General features: G+C 54.4%; 20 protein-coding genes. 15 read left to right on the top strand and 5 right to left on the bottom strand.

Annotated elements, in window-relative coordinates; genetic code table 11:
• Positions 1–321: 321 nt before the first annotated feature.
• The 4 genes from AUQ43_RS02890 (at position 322) to AUQ43_RS02905 (ending at position 2,947) form a co-directional block, all read left to right on the top strand.
• Positions 322–621 (top strand): DUF2282 domain-containing protein, encoded by a 300-nt coding sequence (locus tag AUQ43_RS02890; RefSeq protein ID WP_062954324.1) that lies wholly within the window; start codon positions 322–324, stop codon positions 619–621.
• A 127-nt stretch (positions 622–748) separates the two neighbouring features.
• The gene (locus AUQ43_RS02895; RefSeq protein ID WP_062954325.1) at positions 749–1,627 is read left to right on the top strand and encodes a DUF692 family multinuclear iron-containing protein; all 879 of its coding nucleotides are present in this window, start codon (positions 749–751) and stop codon (positions 1,625–1,627) included.
• Entirely contained in the window at positions 1,624–2,418 is a 795-nt protein-coding gene (locus AUQ43_RS02900) for a DNA-binding domain-containing protein (protein WP_062954326.1), read from the top strand. The genes AUQ43_RS02895 and AUQ43_RS02900 overlap by 4 nt, the downstream gene beginning before the upstream one ends.
• Complete coding sequence (locus AUQ43_RS02905; RefSeq protein ID WP_062954327.1) at positions 2,405–2,947, top strand: DoxX family protein; 543 nt, start codon at positions 2,405–2,407, stop codon at positions 2,945–2,947. The genes AUQ43_RS02900 and AUQ43_RS02905 overlap by 14 nt, the downstream gene beginning before the upstream one ends.
• A 32-nt stretch (positions 2,948–2,979) precedes the next feature.
• Here the strand turns inward: AUQ43_RS02905 and AUQ43_RS02910 are convergent, their stop codons facing one another.
• The gene (locus AUQ43_RS02910) at positions 2,980–3,741 is read right to left on the bottom strand and encodes a GntR family transcriptional regulator (RefSeq protein ID WP_062955222.1); all 762 of its coding nucleotides are present in this window, start codon (positions 3,739–3,741) and stop codon (positions 2,980–2,982) included.
• 334 nt (positions 3,742–4,075) lie between these two features.
• On the opposite strand from AUQ43_RS02910, the gene AUQ43_RS02915 reads away from it, so the two are divergent.
• The 5 genes from AUQ43_RS02915 to AUQ43_RS02935 all read left to right on the top strand — a co-directional run bounded on the left by AUQ43_RS02915 (position 4,076) and on the right by AUQ43_RS02935 (position 9,703).
• On the top strand, positions 4,076–5,194 hold the full coding sequence (locus AUQ43_RS02915; RefSeq protein WP_181838587.1) for a TRAP transporter substrate-binding protein: 1,119 nt from the start codon (positions 4,076–4,078) through the stop codon (positions 5,192–5,194).
• 1 nt (position 5,195) lies between these two features.
• Positions 5,196–5,765, top strand: coding sequence for a TRAP transporter small permease subunit (locus AUQ43_RS02920; RefSeq protein WP_062954328.1), 570 nt, complete (start codon positions 5,196–5,198; stop codon positions 5,763–5,765).
• Between the two features lie 6 nt (positions 5,766–5,771).
• Complete coding sequence (locus AUQ43_RS02925) at positions 5,772–7,097, top strand: TRAP transporter large permease subunit (RefSeq protein ID WP_062954329.1); 1,326 nt, start codon at positions 5,772–5,774, stop codon at positions 7,095–7,097.
• A 120-nt stretch (positions 7,098–7,217) separates the two neighbouring features.
• Complete coding sequence (locus tag AUQ43_RS02930) at positions 7,218–8,807, top strand: gamma-glutamyltransferase family protein (protein ID WP_062954330.1); 1,590 nt, start codon at positions 7,218–7,220, stop codon at positions 8,805–8,807.
• Positions 8,808–9,046: 239 nt separating this feature from the next.
• A complete protein-coding gene (locus tag AUQ43_RS02935) occupies positions 9,047–9,703 on the top strand; it encodes a hypothetical protein (RefSeq protein ID WP_147250485.1) in 657 nt (218 codons plus the stop codon).
• Positions 9,704–9,813: 110 nt separating this feature from the next.
• Here the strand turns inward: AUQ43_RS02935 and AUQ43_RS02940 are convergent, their stop codons facing one another.
• The gene (locus AUQ43_RS02940) at positions 9,814–10,755 is read right to left on the bottom strand and encodes an aldose epimerase family protein (RefSeq protein ID WP_062954332.1); all 942 of its coding nucleotides are present in this window, start codon (positions 10,753–10,755) and stop codon (positions 9,814–9,816) included.
• 273 nt (positions 10,756–11,028) lie between these two features.
• Here AUQ43_RS02940 and AUQ43_RS02945 point away from each other — a divergent pair, with 273 nt between their 5' ends.
• The 4 genes from AUQ43_RS02945 to yjfF all read left to right on the top strand — a co-directional run bounded on the left by AUQ43_RS02945 (position 11,029) and on the right by yjfF (position 15,644).
• Positions 11,029–11,976, top strand: a complete 948-nt coding sequence (locus AUQ43_RS02945; protein ID WP_297006876.1) for an ABC transporter substrate-binding protein — start codon at positions 11,029–11,031, stop codon at positions 11,974–11,976.
• A gap of 146 nt (positions 11,977–12,122) precedes the next feature.
• Positions 12,123–13,619 (top strand): sugar ABC transporter ATP-binding protein, encoded by a 1,497-nt coding sequence (locus AUQ43_RS02950; RefSeq protein WP_062954334.1) that lies wholly within the window; start codon positions 12,123–12,125, stop codon positions 13,617–13,619.
• Positions 13,620–13,660: 41 nt separating this feature from the next.
• Positions 13,661–14,680: an ABC transporter permease gene (locus AUQ43_RS02955; RefSeq protein ID WP_232310567.1), complete on the top strand. Its 1,020-nt coding sequence runs from the start codon at positions 13,661–13,663 to the stop codon at positions 14,678–14,680.
• Positions 14,667–15,644, top strand: a complete 978-nt coding sequence (gene yjfF / locus AUQ43_RS02960; RefSeq protein ID WP_062954336.1) for a galactofuranose ABC transporter, permease protein YjfF — start codon at positions 14,667–14,669, stop codon at positions 15,642–15,644. The genes AUQ43_RS02955 and yjfF overlap by 14 nt, the downstream gene beginning before the upstream one ends.
• 186 nt (positions 15,645–15,830) lie before the next feature.
• Here the strand turns inward: yjfF and AUQ43_RS02965 are convergent, their stop codons facing one another.
• Positions 15,831–16,580, bottom strand: a complete 750-nt coding sequence (locus AUQ43_RS02965) for a FadR/GntR family transcriptional regulator (RefSeq protein WP_062954337.1) — start codon at positions 16,578–16,580, stop codon at positions 15,831–15,833.
• 394 nt (positions 16,581–16,974) lie between these two features.
• Positions 16,975–17,121, bottom strand: coding sequence for a hypothetical protein (locus tag AUQ43_RS20220; RefSeq protein ID WP_157088427.1), 147 nt, complete (start codon positions 17,119–17,121; stop codon positions 16,975–16,977).
• Between AUQ43_RS20220 and AUQ43_RS02970 the strand changes: the two genes are divergently transcribed.
• Positions 17,120–17,893, top strand: coding sequence for an SDR family NAD(P)-dependent oxidoreductase (locus AUQ43_RS02970; protein ID WP_062955224.1), 774 nt, complete (start codon positions 17,120–17,122; stop codon positions 17,891–17,893). The genes AUQ43_RS20220 and AUQ43_RS02970 overlap by 2 nt on opposite strands.
• A 59-nt stretch (positions 17,894–17,952) precedes the next feature.
• The gene (gene araD1 / locus AUQ43_RS02975; protein ID WP_062954338.1) at positions 17,953–18,942 is read left to right on the top strand and encodes an AraD1 family protein; all 990 of its coding nucleotides are present in this window, start codon (positions 17,953–17,955) and stop codon (positions 18,940–18,942) included.
• Between the two features lie 173 nt (positions 18,943–19,115).
• Here the strand turns inward: araD1 and AUQ43_RS02980 are convergent, their stop codons facing one another.
• A complete protein-coding gene (locus AUQ43_RS02980) occupies positions 19,116–20,333 on the bottom strand; it encodes an MFS transporter (RefSeq protein WP_062954339.1) in 1,218 nt (405 codons plus the stop codon).
• Between the last annotated feature and the right edge of the window lie 56 nt (positions 20,334–20,389).

Here is a 20,389-nt window from a genome sequence, read left to right on the forward strand (position 1 = left end):
CCGATGGTACTTTGTCTTAAGGCACGGGAGAGTAGGTCACCGCCGGGCCTTCCAAATACAGCATCATATTCCCTATAAACACACGACTTTGAAAACCCTCGACCTTAACTGGTCGGGGGTTTTGTCGTTTCAGGTTTACATCATCATTGTGCGTTACCACCTCACGGAACGGTTCACGCGGTTGTGAGGAGATGTGGGGAATGTCTCACGTGTCTTTGACTGCGCGTGTGCGAATGGTGCAGTGACGAAAATACACATCGCGCTTACGGTTAAGTCATCGCTTGGAATTGATGTTCCTAATTTAACCGAAGGGAAACGACGATGAAAAAAGCAATGGTTTTGGGCGCAGCATTGAGTGCTGCTGTTTCGATGGCTGCAGTCGATCAGGCAGCTGCCGATGGCGCCAAGGAGAAATGTTTTGGTGTGTCGCTGGCTGGTCAGAATGACTGTGCCGCTGGTCCGGGTACAACCTGTGCCGGGACGTCGACTGTCGATTATCAGGGCAATGCCTGGAAACTGGTTCCGGCAGGTACCTGCGAGGATATGAGCTTCACCACGGCGGATGGCCGCGAAGTGACGGGCAGCCTCGAAGAACTTGATCGTGATCTCCCGCAGGGCTAACGCCCAAACCTAACTTGCCCCCTCTATGGGCGGTCAGCACCGATCTGCATGTTTGCAAATGTCTCCTCCTGTCCCGATGTGCTGACCGCCCGCCCGAGCTACGACTTACTGTTTGAGGTTGCTTGCCATGAAAACGCCAACACAGCTTGCTGATCGAAAGCTTCCTGACCAGGCAGGTGTCGGCTTCAAGGCCGAGCACGCGCAAGATGTCTTTGACGCAGCACCGGCTGCGGGCTGGTTTGAGGTGCATCCGGAAAACTACATGGTTGCCGGTGGGCCACGACTTGCCATGCTCGAAGAGCTTTGTGCCCGGTATCCGGTCTCGATGCATGGGGTCGGGTTGTCGCTTGGCGGCGGGGAGCCGTTAAACAAGAACCATCTGGCCGATCTCAAGCGTCTGGTAGACCGGTTCAACCCCGCCATGGTGTCTGAACATATTGCATGGTCCGCGCATGAGGGGCTTTATATGGCCGACCTGCTGCCAACGCCGATGACGAAAGCTTCGCTTGCGCAGTTGGTGGATGCGATCAATACGGTGCAGGACTTTATTGGCCGCCGGATCCTGATTGAAAACCCGACCTCTTACGTGCCGCTGCCACAAAATTCGATCCCCGAGCTTGAGTTTATCAGGGAGGCCGCTGAACAGAGTGGCTGTGGTTTGCTGATTGATGTAAACAATGTTTACATTTCGGCCCATAATTTGGGCTTTGATGCCAATGCGTTTATTGATGCGGTGCCCGCTGATCTGGTTGGTGAAATTCATCTGGCCGGGCATGAGCGTGACGCGAACCCCGTAGATGATGTTCTGATCGATACCCATTCACGTCCGGTGGCCGATCCGGTATGGGACCTGTTTGATCGGCTGATTGCCCGCATCGGGCGCCGGCCGACGCTGATTGAATGGGATAATGACGTGCCCGGTTGGGATGTGTTGGCGCGTGAGGCAGCCCTTGCTGATCGCCACCTTGAATATGCCGTGAATGGGCAGCTTGAGGCCGCGTCATGAGGGATCTCAGGACATTTTATGACGGCTTTGCCGAAGCGCTGCGTGCACCGGAACCGGACGCGGTGCCGCATAGTGTTGCCGAAGGTTATGCGCACCGCTTTGCAATTTACCGCAACAATGTTCATCGCGGTCTTTATGACGCGCTGGGCGCTGCTTATCCGACTGTGCGCAAGCTGGTTGGAGATGGCTTTTTTGACCGCCTTGCACAGGGTTTTGTGCAGACAGAAACATCGCGTGCAGGATCGCTTGCCCTTTACGGCGCAGGCTTTGCCGACTTTCTTGAGACCCATTCTGTGCGCGAAAGTCTGCTATACCTGCCAGATGTCGCGCGGCTTGAACGCGCGCGGCTTGAGGCCAGCACAGCTGACGATGCCGAACCGCTTCTGGCTTCCGACCTTGTCGGGTTTGAGGACCATCTTGAGGGCATGAAGCTGAACGCCCATCCGGCGTGTCGAGTAGTTACATCAGAACACCCGGTATTTGCAATCTGGACCGCACAGAACGGAGATGCCAGCGGACAAAGCGGCAAAACCCGCATTGTGCAGCGGCCGGTAACTGTTCTGATTGCGCGACCTTTCATGCATGTCGAGATGCATCTTTTAAGCGCCGGGCAGGCTGCATTCTTTGAGGCGGTGACGCGTAACGGGCTTGGCCTTGGGGATGCCTGTGCCAAAGCACTTCAGGCTGATCCGGATTTTGATGTCATCGCCCGTTTTGCAGAATTTTTGACAATGGGTGCGTTTGACGCCCGCATGGATACCCCGAAAGGAAACGGGCATGATGATGAATAATGTACATAACGTAATGGGCGGCTTTGCCCGTTTTGAGACGAAAATCGATTCCCTGGCAGGACGGGACTATGTCGGTCTTGGCGCCCGGGTTCTTTTTGTTGTTGTGTTGCTGCCATACTACTTCAATAGCGCGTTGACCAAAATTGATGGCTTTGGTCTGAGTGCGGGGGCATTTGCCCAGATCCTGCCACCAATTGCAGAACAGTATATGTATGATACGTCTGCCATCCCGTTCTTCCCGTGGCACCTGATCGTCTGGGCCGGGACGATTGGCGAGTTTGTCTTGCCGCTTCTGATCGTTGCTGGCTTGTTTACCCGACTTGCCGCCCTTGGCATGATTGGCTTTGTGATTGTGCAAACCGTGGTTGATGTAGCGTTTCATGGCGCGACCCTTGGCATGCTTGCCAACGGTCTGCCGACAGAGCTGATTGATCAGCGCCTGCTTTGGGTTTCGCTTTTGGCTGCTTTGGTGTTTGCCGGCGGCGGGGTGGTCTCGCTTGATCGGTTGGCGCGTAGGACAGTCGCCTAAGACCAGCCATAGAGCCGCGCCCTTAGGGGTGATTATTCCCCGACCGCGATGTCATTTGAAACGCCGTCAGAGGCCAAATCTTCTGACGGCGTTTTGCCGTCGCCTTCACGCAGGCTTGCCAGATATTCCTGACTGATGTCATGCACGGCCATGATGTGCCCGTAAAGGAGCTCTTCGGCGGCCTTGAAGTCACCGCGCAGGATAGCATCAACAATGCCCTGATGTTCGCCATGAGATGCGGCAAGGCGGGGTAGGCTTGAAAACTGTACCCGGCGAAATGGTGCAACACGACGGCGCACCGAAAAGGTAACATCAACCAGCACGTCGTTATGGGTGCCGCGATAGAGCGTGTTGTGGAAGGACCGATTCAGGGCCTCATAACCGTCGCTGTCGCCCAGACGGACTGTCTCGGCCAGTTCATGATGGAGCTTTTCAAGCGTATGGCGTTCTCCGCTGGTCATACGTTTGGCAGCAAGCCGCCCGCATGTCCCTTCCAGCTCTGCCATGCTTTCAAACATTGCCGTGAGGCGTTCGGGCGTTGCCAGTGAAACATATACGCCGCGATTTGGGATTTTTTCGGCAAGTTCAGTTGCCGTAAGCAGCTGAAGGGCTTCGCGAACCGGCGTGCGCGATACGCCAAACCGCTTGGCAAGAAGCGGTTCTTCAAGTCGGGTGCCGGGCGCCAGTTGCCCGGAAACAATATCATCCTCCAGTGCCTGGCAAAGCTGTGCGGCAATGCCGATCGGTTCTGGTTGTCCGATTGGGCTGGAAAGTGTTTGGCGGAGCATGGACATCTGGCGTTTCAACCCTTCTTGCGAGGTTTTGAGAGGTTAATCCCTCTGAATGTATACACCAGGTTAGTGTGGAAAGCCAAGTACGTCCGTACGGTGTAGATGCAGGCTTAAAAATCATGCGTAAAATTGTATAAAAATTATGCATTAAATTTACGCGCATCAAAGAAATGATCAAAAAATGTGCTTTTTGCGAAATGAATGAGTCGCAATAATTCTGTAAGTTGTTGAAAATAAAGGAATGGCATGTGTGTTGCTAGATGTATACACATCGTGAAACTCATTCCGATGAGCTTTCCTCCTAGAAGAAAACGCTATCTCTATCAGGGAGACTTCAATGACAAACATTAAACGACGCGACTTTCTGACCAAGTCGGCAATCGGCGCTGCGGCAACGGGGGCAGGGGTAATTGCCGCCCCGAACATCGTGCGCGCCCAGGAGACCTTTAACTGGAAAATGACCAATGCCTATGGTCCGGGATCACCCTTTTATGTGACGGGTCCGGGTAGCCCCGAAGATTTCTGCAAGCGCGTGACAGAAATGTCCAATGGTCGTCTGAACATTCAGCATTTCGCCGCTGGCGAATTGATCCCGGCCCTTGAGGGTTTTGATGCCGTTCAGGCCGGGACGGTCGAAATGAATGCCGCCAATGCCTATTTCTGGGCTGGTAAAATCTTTGCCGCGCAATATTTCACGACCGTGCCATTCGGCTTGAATTTCCAGGGCGTGAATGCCTGGTTGTACCATGGCGGCGGGCTTGAGCTGTGGCATGAGGTTTACAAGCCATATGGTCTTGTGGCTTTCCCGATGGGGAATACTGGTGTTCAGATGACCGGCTGGTTCCGCGAGCCCATTGAAAGCCTCGATGATTTCAACGGCCTTAAAATGCGTATTCCGGGTCTTGCCGGAAAGGTCTATCAGCAGATCGGTGTTGAAGTGAAACTGCTTCCGGGCGGGGAAATCTTCCCGGCACTGGAACGTGGTGTGATTGATGCGGCCGAATTCGTGGGCCCGTATCAGGACCGTCGTCTGGGCCTGCAGAAAGCAGCCAAATACTACTACACCACCGGCTGGCATGAGCCGTCCAACGTGACCGAACTTCTGATCAATCAGCAAGCATGGGAAAGCCTTCCGGCGGATCTGCAGGCGATTGTCAAAAATGCGGCACAGGCCTGCAACCTTGATAGTCATTCATGGTGTGAAGCCAACAACGCAGCCGCCCTGCGTGATCTGGTCGAGAACTTTGGCGTCACCGCCCAAACCCTGCCCGATGATGTCGTCACCAAGCTTAAGGACATTACGGCAGAAACGCTTGAAACCGAAGCGGCCAAAGACCCGATCACCAAGAAGGTCCATGACAGCTTCATGGCGTTCCGCGACACGCACCGTGAATGGGCTGCAATCAGTGAAAAACCCTATCACGGGATCATTTCCTCGAAAGGCGGGATGAGCTGATATGACGTCGACCCGTTCTGAACCGTTATTCGACCGCGCCCTTGGTTTTGTTGTCGATGCGGCCGGGTGGGTGGCTGCGCTCAGTGGTCTCGCACTTGTGCTTGTGGTCGGTGGCAATGTGTTGCTGCGCTATCTGTTTAATTCGGGGAGCGTCGCGATGCAGGAACTTGAATGGCATCTGGTTTCACCAATTGCCCTGATGGGGATGGCCTATGGCATGCGTCATGGTGGTCATGTCCGGGTCGATTTTCTTTATGAGCGTCTGGGCCCAAGGGCCCAGGCGATCATTGATGTCTTTTCTGCTGTGTTGATGGCTATTCTTGGTGCAGCCCTGATCTGGTTTTCGATCCCCTATGTCGAGCAATCCATCATGATGGGCGAAGGATCGCCTGATCCGGGGGGCTTGCCTTATCGCTTCATACTCAAGGCCTTTATCCCGATTGGTTTTGGTCTGTTGCTGATTCAGGCAATCGCACAGAGCTTGATCAGCTATCGCCAAATTTTCGCTGAACACAGCGCCCCTGCCTTTGATGCATCGAACGTGGCGAAACAAGTCGGTGCAGGAGACTAATCAAAAATGACCGGAAATGAATGGCTGGCCATTGGCATGGTCGGAGGCTTCTTTGGCTTCCTCGTGCTCGGTGTGCCAGTGGCGATCTCGCTTGCGATTTCGGGATTTGCCTTTGGAATTATGGGGTTTGGTACCGGCTTGTTTAACTTGCTGCCTGCCCGTGTGTATGGCGTTGTGACCAATTACACGCTGCTTGCATTGCCGCTTTTCATCTTTATGGGGGTGATGCTTGAAAAGTCGAAACTTGCCGAAGAACTGATCGATGTGATCGGCCACGCCATGGGACGCCTCAAGGGCGGCATGGGGCTTGCCATCGTAATCGTCGGCGTTCTGATGGGGGCATCATCGGGCGTTGTTGGGGCGACTGTTGTCACTGTCGGCTTGCTGTCGCTTCAGCCGTTGATCAACCGGGGCTATGACAAGGGGGTTGCCAGTGGCGTGATTTGCGCATCCGGGACGCTGGGACAAATTATACCGCCCAGTCTGGTTCTGATCTTGCTGGCGGACATTTTGGGGGAATCTGTCGGGACCCTGTTTGCTGCGGCCATGGTGCCGGGCTTGATCCTTGCGGGGATGCTTGGACTTTATCTGGTGCTGCTTGGTATCTTCAAACCCGAAATGGTGCCCGCGATCCCCAAGGATGAGCGCGATGCCATGAGCACGCAGCAATTGTTGCTCAAGATTGGCAAGGTCGTTGTGCCGCCGTTGGCCCTTGTCTTTGCGGTGCTTGGCTCGATTGTGGGGGGTGTTGCTGCCCCGACCGAAGCGGCATCCATGGGCGCGCTTGGGGCATTGCTTCTTGCGCTGTTTACCGGACGCCTGAATTTCGGTGTGATGCGCGATGTGCTGCATGACACTCTGATTACCAGCGCTATGGTATTCTTTATCCTGATTTGCGCACAACCCTTTGGTCTTGCGTTCCGCGGGCTTGGTGGCGAAGGGCTTGTGCATGCCCTGTTTGACTGGGTGCCAGGCGGGGATATGGGCAATCTTCTGTTCATGATGGCCCTGATCTTTGTCCTGGGCTTCTTCCTTGAATGGATCGAGATTTCCTATATTGCGCTGCCGATGTTTCTGCCGGTGTTCCAATATAGCGGGATCGACATGGCCTGGCTTGCCATTCTGGTCGCGATGAACCTTCAGACCAGTTTCCTGACCCCGCCGTTTGGCTGGGCTTTGTTCTTCCTGAAGGGGGTTGCGCCAAAATCGGTTTCCACAGTTGATATCTATCGCGGGGTGATTCCGTTTATCGGGATTCAGGCGGTTGCACTGATCTTGTTGTTCATGTTCCCGGGATTGACCAGCTGGTTGCCCGACCTGATTGGTTGGTAGGGCAATTCTACGATGTGAAAAGGCGCTGAACGAATTGTAAAAACAGCGCTATGAACAAACCGGGCATGTCGCACAGCACGCGGCATGCCCGAAAGCATAAGGCAGGGAGGCCACAGCACTATGTTACGTTCAAGAACCGCCCTCGGGGGCATGGTTACCGCACCCCATCATCTGGCGTCCGAGGCCGGGCGTGACATTCTGCGCGAAGGTGGCAACGCGGTTGAAGCCATGATTGCCGCGGCTGCGACCATTGCGGTTGTCTATCCGCACATGAACGCGATTGGTGGCGATGGATTTTGGCTGATCTCCGCGCCCGGCAAGGACCCGGTTGCCATCCGGGCCTGCGGCGGGGCGGCGGGGCTTGCAACGCCCGGCTTTTATCGCGAACAGGGCAAGGACGCGATCCCGGCCCGTGGTCCACTTGCGGCACTGACTGTCGCTGGTGCGATTGGCGGCTGGATCAAGGCGGCAGAGGTTGCTGCATCACTCGGCGGCAAAATCCCGCACAGTCGCCTGATGGCAGATGCGGTCCATCATGGCAAAGCTGGTGTGCCGGTTACCAAGTCGCAGGTTGCCCTGACCACGACCAAAATGGCGGAATTGAAAGACTCACCGGGCTATGTTGATACCTATGCCGCCAACGGTATTCCTGCCATTGGCGACGTGTTGAAACAACCGGCCCTTGCCGCAACGCTAGAACATCTTGGTCGTGTTGGTTTTGATGATTTTTATCGCGGTGATATCGCGCGAACCAATGCCCGCGGGCTTGAAGCGGTCGGAAGCCCGCTTCGCCTTGCCGATTTTGAGGCCTACGACGCCAAAATCATGACGCCGCTCTCGGTCAAGCTTTCGACCGGTACCGTTTTCAACATGGTCCCGCCGACCCAGGGTGTGGCGTCGCTGATGATCCTTGGCCTGTTTGATCGGCTGGGATTGTCCGGTGCGACACTGGACGGGTTTGACCATGTCCACGGATTGATCGAGGCAACCAAGCGCGCTTTCCTGAAACGTGACGCCCATGTTGGCGATCCGGACCGGATGAGCATTGATCCGATGGCGTTGCTGTCTGATGAGATGCTCGATCATGAGGCAGTCAAGATTGATATGAAGACAGCACTTTCTTGGCCGCATGTTGCCAAGCCGGGCGATACGATCTGGATGGGGGCGGTTGACGCCAACGGTGTTGCGGTCAGCTATATCCAAAGCATCTTCTGGGAGTTCGGATCTGGTGTCGTGGTGCCGGAAACCGGCGTGCTTTGGCAAAACCGCGGCTCAAGCTTCACGTTGCATGATGGCCCCAATCAGCTTGGACCGGGCCGCTTGCCGTTCCATACGCTTAACCCGGCCTTGGCAAAGCTCAATGACGGATCGGTGCTGACCTATGGCACCATGGGCGGTGAGGGACAGCCGCAAACCCAATCGGCGATCTTTACCCGCAATGTGATGTATGGACAGGACCTGCAGGAAGCCGTCACCGCGCCACGCTGGTTGCTGGGCAAAACATGGGGCGAAGACACCACAACCCTTAAACTCGAAAGCCGCTTTGACCCGGCCCTGATCGAACAACTGAAAACAGTCGGTCATACGGTCGAAGTCGTTGGCCCCTATGAAGACATGATGGGCCATGCCGGCGGCATTCGATTGCGTAAGGATGGTGTGATGGAAGGTGCAACCGATCCGCGCGCGGATGGGGCGGTTGCTGCGTCTTGACGCAAAGGGTGTGCTCTCTATGTGTTGGGCGAAGTGTCTTCGAATGGTATATGCATTTTTTATGATTTTTTGCATAGGGTGAAATGGGCTGAAACAGAAGTGGCAGCTCATTGAGTGCTTTTCTCTGATTGAGTAAGGGATTCCTTTGGTAAATTTTTAGTATGGGTTTAGTGTTTGTTTAAATAAAAAACTCATTTCCGTGTTAGCAGAGATACATAATGTACTCCGTTGGAGGATCCATGCTTGTATATGTTGCCTACGTATTTTGTGCTGTTTTCGCTCTTTTGAGCATCTTTTTCTTGTTTAGTAATAGGCAGAATATAAAAAGTTTGAGTTTTTCTGAAAAATCATCAGTGCTTAGCAGTTCTGCTCAAGTTATCTTTATATCACTTGGTTCTGCAGTAGCACTCTCGTCACTTGATGTTGCTATACTGCAAGGAACACGTGCTCAGCAGTTTCGAACTTCAGAGATTCTCGAGAAATATGATCCGGATAAGATGGACGAGAAAATCCGGAAGTACAATGAGTTTATGAGCTTACTGCTCCGGAAGGCATATAGAAATGACCTTGAGCCGTCTGCACGTTTGGAAAAGGCTACAGAGCTCTTTCAGGCCGGTTTGGTGGAAGATCATGATTGGTTGACGGGGGCGCTGTCTGAGCTGCTTGTTTGTGGCGAAGTTGAGGTGTGTAACTCAGATAGAATAAAGAAAACAGTTTGTTTTTTAACTGACGACCAAATTCGAAACCTTGTTCGAGAGCCATTATTTAGCATACCGGGTTCGTTAAGTAATTTCGTCTTCGATTCACGCGAAAATATGGCGCGCCTTCAGCGAGAATCTTGCGGTGTGATTTCTTCTGCAATAGATTACTACGACGAAAAATGGCGCGTGCAATAGGTTCCACGGTAGTTATTTGTCCAAGTGATTTCTATTTCTTCTGGCTTCAATGAATCTTGCTTGTTATCAGTTTGTTTAGGCGAGGCTTAGTTTTACGAATGTGATCTGGTTTAAGTAATCTCCCACTCAATAACGTGGTGATACGTCTCGCCGGGTTTGAGCCACGGGCCTGGGAAGTCCGGGTTATTTGGGCTGTTGGGGTAGGTTTGCGGTTCAAGGGCGATGCCGCCCGATGTGTGAAGCGGCACGCCGTTTTCGGTTTTCATTGCATCATTGAAATGCTGCGCGAGATAGAATTGCAGACCGGCCTCGGTCGAAAACAGGTTGATCGACCGCTTGCTTGTTGGATCTGACAGGGTGGCGATCTGGCGCAGCTCGCCGCGGGGGCCGGTCAGGCAGAAATTGTGATCAAAGCCTTGGGACGCCTGCGGCAGCATATCGGAAATCCGCGCCGGGCTGCGGAAGTCATAACCCGTCCCCGTAACATCGCGGATTTCGCCCGTCGGGATCAGTTTGTCATCCACCGGAAGCCATTGATTGGCGTTGATTTTCAAGACGTGATCGCCGGCCGTCTTATCAAACGTGCCCGACAGGTTCCAATAGGCGTGGCTTGTCATGTTGACCGGGCAGGGCTGATCGCAGGTGGCGGTAATTTCAAGCCGCAGACGATTATCCGCAACCAGTGAATAGGTCGCAGATGCGCTCAGATTTCCCGGATATCCCTGGTCGCCATCGGGCGAGGTCAGCTTAAACGTAACACTGCGCTCTGTTTGATCGGAAATGGTCCACAGCCGCCTGTCAAAGCCATCCGGTCCGCCATGCAGGTGGTGTTCGCCTTCATTGGCGGCAAGCTGAACAACGTCGCCGTTTTCATCCCTGTAGCGCGACTTTTCGATGCGATTGGCATAACGCCCGCACACCGCGCCGATATAGCTATCCTGATCAAGATAGGCGGCGTCATCGATCAGGTTGACCGCGATATTGGTTTCGTGTCCGTCCTTTGGATCACGCAAATATAGCCCGCAAAGGCGCGCGCCAAGTGCAGAAACCAATACGCGAATCTGAGAGCTCTCTAATGCCGCGCGGGGGGCATTTTCGCCCTTTTGAAGTGTGTTAGTATGGGGTTTTGCCATGTATGGTATCGCGATGGTTTGTGACATTCGATTCTTGCCAACATATTGATTTTTATTGGTTTGGCCAAGTTTAAATGTCGCCGGGCGCGATCACACGAAAGGATTAGGCACTATATGGTTGAGAGCAAAGAAATCATATTGTAATACTATATGGCTTTTAAGCAATAAACCACTCTTAGGGAGGAAATCGTGGTGAATTTTAAGAAGCTCGCAGTTTCAACTGCAGCGCTGGGTGTTGCTCTTGGTCTATCAGTAGCCGCACAGGCCGAAATGATGATCGGCTTCTCGCAGATTGGTTCTGAAAGTGGCTGGCGGACATCCGAAACCGCGTCGATTAAAGCCGAAGCAGAACGTCGTGGTATTGATCTGAAATTCTCTGATGCACAGCAGAAGCAGGAAAACCAGATCAAGGCCGTCCGTTCGTTCATCGCACAGGGTGTCGATGGCATTCTTCTGGCCCCGGTGGTTGAAACCGGTTGGGACCAGGTTCTGAAAGAAGCCAAAGACGCTGGTATTCCGGTTGTTCTTGTTGACCGTGGTGTTGATGCCGACAAAGACCTGTATCTGACCAAGGTCGCATCGGACTTCGTAGTTGAAGGTGCCTTGGCCGCGGCTTGGCTGGCAGCAGAAACCAATGGCGTTTGTGACGTTGTTGAACTGCAGGGTACTGTTGGTTCGTCCGCTGCGAATGACCGTAAAGAAGGTTTTGAGTCGGTTGTCTCGAACTTCCCGGCCATCAATATCATCCGTTCGCAGTCCGGTGACTTCACCCGTTCCGGCGGTAAGGAAGTTATGGAAAGCTTCCTGAAAGCCGAAAACGGTGGTGCCAACATCTGTGCTGTTTACGCGCACAATGATGACATGGCTCTGGGTGCCGTTCAGGCCATCAAGGAAGCCGGTCTTAATCCGGGTGATGACATGCTGATCGTATCGATCGATGCCGTGCCCGATATCTTCAAGGCGATGGCCGAAGGCGATACCAACGCAACCATCGAACTGAACCCGCATCTTGGCGGCCCGTCCTTTGACGCGATCAAGGCGGCAATGAACGGCGAAGAAGTTCCGAAATGGATCAAGGCAAATGGCCCGCTCTATCTGCCAGATACCGCCGCGGAAGAATACAAAATGCGCAGCAAATAACATCTGATCCTTCCGGCGGGCTTTTGTCCGCCGGAAAGACCGGATTGCTACTCATTGCATCGGACGTGCTCCGGCGAATGCCGGGGTGCGTCCGACTGTATCCGCGACAGGATATCTAAAAAGAGTGACTGGGAGAGGGGCAGGATATGTCAAACACAGTGCTTTCAGTGCGCGGTGCGGGGAAGTTCTTTCCCGGCGTCAAGGCGCTGGAGGATGTTGATTTCGACCTTGAACGCGGCGAAATTCACGCCCTTCTGGGCGAAAACGGGGCCGGCAAATCGACCCTGATTAAAGTGATTACCGGTGTGCATCCCCGAGATGCCGGTAAGGTACTGCTTGAAGGGCAGGAAATTCATCCACAGCATCCGGGCGATGCCCAGGGTTTGGGTATTTCGACCGTTTATCAGGAAGTCAATCTGGTCCCGACGCTGTCGGTGGCCGAAAACCTGATGCTGGAACGTCAAACGCGCAAGTTTGGCCTGATTTCATGGAAAAAAACCGAGGCGGACGCCAAGGCCGCGCTTGAAACGCTTGGTCTTGATATTGATGTAAACCGACCGCTTGGCTCCTATTCAGTGGCCATTCAGCAGTTGGTTGCGATTGCGCGTGCCGTCGCACTTGATGCCAAGATGCTTATTCTTGATGAGCCGACAGCATCCCTTGATGGCGAAGAAATTCAGACGCTGTTTCGTATTATGCGCGAACTGCGCGACAAGGGGTTGGGGATTGTCTTCGTTACCCACTTCCTTGATCAGGTTTATGCGGTCACAGACCGGATTACGGTGCTGCGTAACGGGCGACTGGTCGGAACCTTTGTGACCAAGGAACTAGCCCAGATTGACTTGATCAATCACATGCTGGGTCGTGAACTGGCCGAAGTCAGTGCCCATCGGCATCTGGACGAGGGCAGCTATGATGGCCCGAAACGTCAAATCCAGATCAAGAACCTTGGCAAGAAGCGTGTGCTTGAACCGGTTTCACTTGATCTGAACGCCGGTGAGATTGTCGGCTTGGCCGGGCTTTTGGGATCGGGCCGGACGGAGCTTTCCGAGCTGGTGTTCGGGACCCAGAGAGCCGATAGCGGGCTTGTGTTCCTTGATGGGGAACCGGTCATGCTGCGTTCTCCGCGTCATGCGATCCGGTCGGGCTTTGGTCTGTGTCCTGAAGATCGCAAACAGGACGGCATTGTTGCCGAACTGAGTGTGCGCGAGAACATCGTGCTTGCCCTTCAGGGGCGGCGTGGTTGGCTGCGTCCGATCCCGCGCGCCGAGCAACAGAAATTTGCCGATGACATGATCAAGGCATTGGGCATCGCCACGCCAGACAGTGAAAAACCGGTCGGGCAACTGAGTGGCGGCAACCAGCAAAAGGTCATTCTGGCGCGCTGGCTGGTCTCCAAGCCGATCTTGCTCATTCTTGATGAACCGACGCGCGGCATCGATGTCGGTGCCCATGCCGATATCATCAAGCTGATCAAGGAGCTTTGTGACGAGGGGCTGGCCTTGCTGGTGGCTTCTTCGGAGCTTGAGGAAATCGTTGCCTTCGCTGACCGGGTTGCCGTGATGCGTGACCGCGAAAAGGTTTCGGAACTTGTCGGTGCCGAAATCACGCAAGACAAGATCATCGAGGCGATTGCGCGATGACCAGCTTGCAAGAGAAAAAGAAATTACGGGAAAGCAGCACCATGTCTGCATCTTCTTTGATAAGTCGGCCGTGGTTCGGTCCGGTAGCGGCACTTGTTCTGATTGTGCTGGGGATCGGGGTGATTTCGCCCGACTTCTTTAGTATCCGAATTGTTGACGGGCACCTTTATGGATCGCTGGTCGACGTGGTTCACCGTGGCGCGTCAACAGCACTTGTGGCTGTTGGTATGGCGATTGTCATCGGGACGCGCGGGATTGACCTTTCAGTGGGGTCGATCATTGCCATTTCCGGGGCGGTCATGGCGGTTTTGATCCGCGACACCGATTTGCATCCGGCAGTGATTATTCTGGCCGCACTTGGCGCCGGGGTGTTGTGTGGATTGTGGAACGGGGTACTTGTTGCGTTCCTTGATATTCAGCCGATCATTGCCACCCTGATCCTGATGGTCGCCGGGCGCGGTATCGCCCAGATGATCACCGGGGGGCAGATCGTGACCTTCCATGGCGAATTTTTCGAGGCCATTGGCAGCGGCTATTTGCTTGGCATTCCATGGCGCGTGATTATTGCGGCTGCGGTGATTGCCGCGATCTATTTCATCATGCGCAAGACGGCCCTTGGCCTGTTTGTTGAGTCGGTTGGTGGCAACGCACGCGCCAGCCGGGTTGCGGGCATTGATGCACGCGGCATCAAGCTGATGGCCTATGCGGCTTCTGGCCTGTGTTCGGCCTTTGCCGGGATCATTATCGCTGCTGATATTCGCGGCGCGGATGCCAACAACGCGGGGCTCTGGCTTGAACTTGATGCCATTCTGGCGGTCGTGATTGGCGGCGCGTCGTTGATGGGGGGACGCTTCTTTATCGGGATGACCGTTATTGGCGTTCTGATCATTCAGGCGCTGACCACCGGCATTCTGTTGTCGGGTCTTCCATCGCAATACACCCTGATCGTTAAGGCGGCTGTAGTGATGGTTGTTCTTCTTGTACAGGCGCCAAAGTCCCGTGAACTGGTCGGGCAGGCGATGGAACGGATGAAGCGGGGGAAATCCGATGAAAATCAATGAACGTTTTTACCCGATCCTGGCCACCATCGCCGTTCTGGTGTTGTTGTATGGATACGGGATAATTGAACATCGCGCCTTTTCCGACACCTATGTTCTGGGCGCGCTTTTGACGGACAATGCCTTTTTGATCATTACTGCTGTTGGCATGACCTTTGTCATTCTGTCTGGCGGCATTGATCTTTCGGTTGGCTCGATGATTGCCTTTATCGGGGTGCTGATGGCCGAACTTGTTGCAGGTTTTGGCATGCATCCCGTTACAGCAGCATTGATTTCCCTTGTTGTCGGTGCTGGTTTCGGGGCGTTTATGGGCGTGATGATCGCCAAGTTCGATATTCAGCCCTTCATCATCACCCTGGCTGGCATGTTCTTTCTGCGCGGGATGTGCTTCCTGATCAATCTGGATTCCGTTCCAATTGACCATCCGTTTGTCTCCGCCTTTAGCGGTTTCAAGGTGCCCTTGCCGGGCCGCGGTTGGTTGACAGCATCGGCTCTTTTGATGCTGGCGACCGTGATTGGCGGGGTCATCATTGCCCATTACACGCGGTTTGGCCGCAATGTGTATGCGATCGGCGGTGATCGTCACTCTGCAGAACTGCTTGGTATCCCGGTGCATAGCACCATTATCCGGGTTTATACCCTGTCGGGCTTCTTCAGTGCGCTGTCGGGTGTGGTTTTTGCCTTCTACACGGCATCTGCCTATCCGCTGGCAGCCGTTGGGGTCGAACTTGATGCCATTGCCGCTGTGGTGATCGGTGGCACGCTTCTGACCGGGGGCATGGGCTTTGTTCTGGGGACGTTCTTTGGCGGGATCATCATGGGCGTGATCCAGACACTGATCGCCTTTGACGGGTCGCTTAACAGCTGGTGGACCAAGATCATGATTGGTGCATTGCTGTTTGGCTTTATCGTCTTGCAGCGCCTGATTACCCGGTCCTTCTCGGGGATGCGGGCTGGTACGACATGACGTCAGTGACTGACGCCTGATTTATCGCAAGGGCGGCCGATTTGGTCGCCCTTGTTTTATGATGCGTGGAAACCTGAATCTGGTGACGGTCTTGCCTTCGTCACCAAGTCATCCCTTTGGAAACGAGAAAACCGGCCAAAGGGCCGGTTTTGCGTATTATCTTGGTATGTGTTTGGACCAATGGCGTTACAGGCCGATCTGGTCCCAGTCATGTTCAACCGACATGCCCAATTGATGGCGAAGCTGACGCATGGTCCGGCGCAGCAATCTATGCATGGTCGAGCGGGCTTCTTCAGGGTCGCGGTGACTGATGGCGGCAAAAACAGCCTGATGATCGGGCAGTGATTGCACATGGGGGGCAGGGCCACCGGATGACAGGCGGAACGACCCGATCAGGGCTGTTTCAATCAGCATGCCAAACGATTTCATGAAGTCATTACCCGATGCGTTCAGGATATTCTGATGGAAATCCAGATCGGTCAAATAGACGGCCTCGGTGCCCGGCTCGGCATTTTCCATCGAATCATAGGCATCGCCAATGGCCTTGATTTCATCGGGTGTTGCCCGTACAGCAGCCATGGCTGCTGTGTTGGGTTCAATGATCAGGCGGGTTTCAAACAACGCATACAGGAACGCCGGGTCCGGATCGGGGAAGTGCCATGACAGCACATCGGGATCAAGCAGGTTCCAGCTTGACCGTGGCTTAACGCGCGTCCCTGTTTTGGGGCGCGATTCAATAAGCCCCTTGGCCGACAGGATCTTGATTGCCTCACGAAGGGCTGTGCGCGATACGTCAAGGGATTCACTTAATGCCGCCTCTGTCGGCAGGACATCGCCAGGCACCAGCTTGCCCGAAACAATGCGTGCACCAAGATCATGTGCAACAATGCTGTGCAGGCTGCGTTTGGCGTAAGTTCTCGACATGGTGGACGACATATATTCCCTCCGGCGTGGCCCTGAATGGAAAGCGAAAGGCAAGAAGGCCCGCTTTGCAATTATTCATATAATATGAATTAATTTTCAGAGCAACTTATCTGGCACCCGCAAGGGCTTGTGCTGCAAAGCATATAATTATTTCGGAGATACCGGTACAGGGGTAATTATGTATTTTCGTATGTCATGAACTTATAAACAAAGTTTGCCCTGACCGAAAGGAAAGAGTTGGTGGTTTGACGCTTGACAGGCCCGGATATCCTGATCATTAATGTTATTGTATGAAGAATAAAAAACAAGATTTTCAGGAGGAAGCATCATGACGCCGTGCGAGGGAACGCGCCCGGCCCTTTAAGTGGGGCTGGATTGCATCGGCAGGGATGAGAAACAGCTGATCTCAGATTTCTTTTTTCTGCTGCGCCGCACATTTGGCAATGGATGAACTTTCTGTCAGTTTTGTCGTGAAATCATGACCGGCGCGTAAGGGAGTCTTGCGCGCGGCACCGAAGAACAGAAACCACATGACGGGAGATGAAACGATCATGTCTGATCGCATGCCGACACATTACACAAGCCTTGAAGACAAATCGGTATTCATCACCGGTGGTGCGTCGGGCATTGGCGAGGCGATTGTAACCGCCTTTGTTGAACAGGGCGCAAAAGTTGCCTTTGTTGACATCATGGAAGATGCAGGCAACGCACTTGTTGAAAAGCTTTCCAAGGATGCGCGCAACGCGCCGCTCTTCATCAAATGTGACCTGACCGATATTCCTGCCCTGCAGGCCGCAGTGGCCAAGGCCGCAGAAGTGAACGGTCCGATCACCGGCCTCATGAACAATGCGGCGAACGATACCCGTCATAAATGGCAGGATGTTACCCCGGAATACTGGGATGAACGCCAGGCGATCAATATTCGCCCGTCCTTCTTTGCCATTCAGGCGGTGGCGCCGATGATGCAAAAAGCCGGTGGCGGCGCGATCATCAATTTCGGATCGGTCAGCTGGATGATGGGGCAGGGCGGCATGCCGGGCTATACCACGGCAAAGGCGGCAACCCATGGCCTGACACGTGGCATGGCGCGCGACCTTGGCAAGGATCATATCCGCGTCAACACCCTTGTGCCCGGTTGGGTCATGACCCAGCGCCAACTTGACCTGTGGGTCGATGAAGCTGCCGAACGCGAAATCGACCAGCGTCAGTGCCTTAAAAACAAGGTCCTGCCGGACGATATCGCCCGCATGGCGCTGTTTTTGATTTCTGATGAAGCCCGCATGGTTACTGCGCAGAACTTCATCGTTGACGGTGGTTGGGTCTGATCCGCACCAGCAAAAAGACAACTCTTAGCAACTAACCCAGACCTTTCAGGACAGAATTAATGAGACTGGTTCAATTCAAAGATACGGCTGGCGCGCAGCATGTCGCCGTGGTCGAAGACGAAAACACCCTGATCCCGCTCAAGGGTGTTTCCACTACCCGTGAACTTGCGACCATCGCGCTCGCCAAGGGCATGACGATGATCGAGAAAGCCAAGTTGCGTATGGGCGACACCACCGTCGACTATAACGAAGTTGCTCGTGATGGCCGCCTTTTGCCGCCGGTTACCCATGTTGATCCGGCGCATTTTCTTGTGACCGGCACCGGCCTTACCCATCTTGGATCGGCATCGGCGCGTGCGAACATGCACAAGGCTGATAACAAGGACGCCAACGAAACCGATTCCATGAAAATGTTCCGCATGGGTGTCGAGGGCGGCAAGCCCAAGGCTGGCGAACACGGTGTACAGCCGGAATGGTTCTATAAGGGTGATGGTTCCATCGTTGCCAATCCGGGTGCCGATATTCCAAGCCCGTCCTTCGCCCTTGATGGCAGTGAAGAACCGGAAATTGCTGCGGTTTATGTCATTGACCATGATGGTACCCCGGTGCGCATCGGCTTTGCCATCGGGAACGAGTTTTCCGACCATGTGATGGAGCGCCAGAACTACCTGTATCTTGCGCACTCGAAGCTGCGTCATTGCTCTATGGGGCCTGAATTGCTGCTTGGTGATTTGCCAAGCCATGTCGAGGGCACTTCGCGCCTGTATCGCGATGGCGAGGTGATCTGGGAAAAGCAGTTCGTCAGCGGCGAAGACAATATGTCGCACTCGCTTGCCAACCTTGAATATCACCACTTCAAATATGACCTGTTCCGCCGTCCGGGCGATGTGCATGCGCATTTCTTCGGGACCGCGACGCTCAGCTTTGCTGATGGCGTGACCACGCAGGATGGTGATGAGTTCGAAATTGAATCGCCGCTATTTGGCCGTCCAATTCGCAACCGCTTGATGCAGCAGGCCGAACGCCCGCTCAACATCAAGGCGATCTGAGGTCTCTCTGAGACTCCCAAGGGCTAAAAACCCTGTCTACCTCCAAAACGACACGACTGCAGCCGGCCCAGAGATGGGCCGGTTTTTTTATGCGGCGGACATTCAAAAAAATAAGGACAGCAGGGAGATCTGCTGTCCTTGGTATGTTGTGTGGTGACGGCACGATAGGGGTGTTATGTCTGTTCGCTCACAATCGGGGCAGGGCGAAGTGCAATGGTCACAATAACCGATGCAACAACAAGCACGGTGCCACCCACGCCAAACACGCCAAGCGATCCGACGAAATCAAACAGAAGCCCGCCGATCACAGCACCGCTGGCAATCGCGGTCTGGAAACCGGCTACGACAAGGCCGCCGCCACTTTCGGCTTCGTCCGGGACGGTGCGTGTAATCCAGGTTGACCATGCGACGGGCACACCACCGAATGCAGCACCCCAGATCGCGACAAGGACGATGGTCGGGTTAAACGCACCATTGATCATCACCATGCCAAGGGTGGCGAGCCCCATGACAAGCGGCATCAGTGCGATGGTCATGCGCAGTGATTTTGCGATCAGCGCGCCTGCCAGATGGGTGCCCACAAAATTGGCAATCCCGAAGCCCAGCAACACGCCCGAAACGCCTGCCGTTGCCACGCCTGTGATGTTTTCAAGGAATGGGCGGACATAGGTAAATAGCGTAAAGTGACCGGTGATAATGATCACCAGCGAAAACAGGCCAAATTTCATGCCCGGACGATTGATTAGATCAATCAGGGTGCGAAGGGATGCGCGCCCGCGCGGTGGCAGCGATGGCAAGGTCATGAATTGCACGATAAAGGTGATTACACCAATACCGGCTGCGAGCATGAAGACGGCACGCCAGCTGATAATATCACCAAGGAAGCTGCCAAGCGGTGCGGCAAAAACGGTCGCGGCCGAAACGCCGCTAAACATGATAGCAAGGGCACGCGGAACGCTTTTCTCCGGGACAAGGCGCATGATGGTGGCAGCCGACATGGTCCAGAAGCCGCCCAGGCCAATGCCAAGGAGCACGCGACCGGCCAAGAGCAACGCGAAGTTTTCAGCCGTCGCCACCATAATGCTCGAGATCACCAGCAAGACCGAGAAGCTCAGCAGCACATTGCGGCGGTCAAACCGGCGGGTGACGGTTGCAATCAGAAGACTTGTGATCAGGGCAAGGATGGCGGTGGCCGAGACGGCCTGACCAGCCAGCCCTTCGGTGACATTCAGTTCGTTTGCCATTGGGGTGAGCAGGCTGACCGGTAGAAACTCGGCGGTTACGAGCCCGAACACCCCGAGCGTCATGGAAATCACAGCGGCCCACGCAGCAGGTGCAGGCTTGGCTGTTTGATCCGTTGCGGATGTGGGGCGGGATTGCGGTTCACTCATGGAAAAGTCCTTTGAGTTGATGTTTTGCTTTGCACCCAAAATAGTCTGGACCCGTC

This window comes from Thalassospira sp. MCCC 1A01148 (assembly GCF_001613795.1).
Lineage (GTDB): Bacteria > Pseudomonadota > Alphaproteobacteria > Rhodospirillales > Thalassospiraceae > Thalassospira.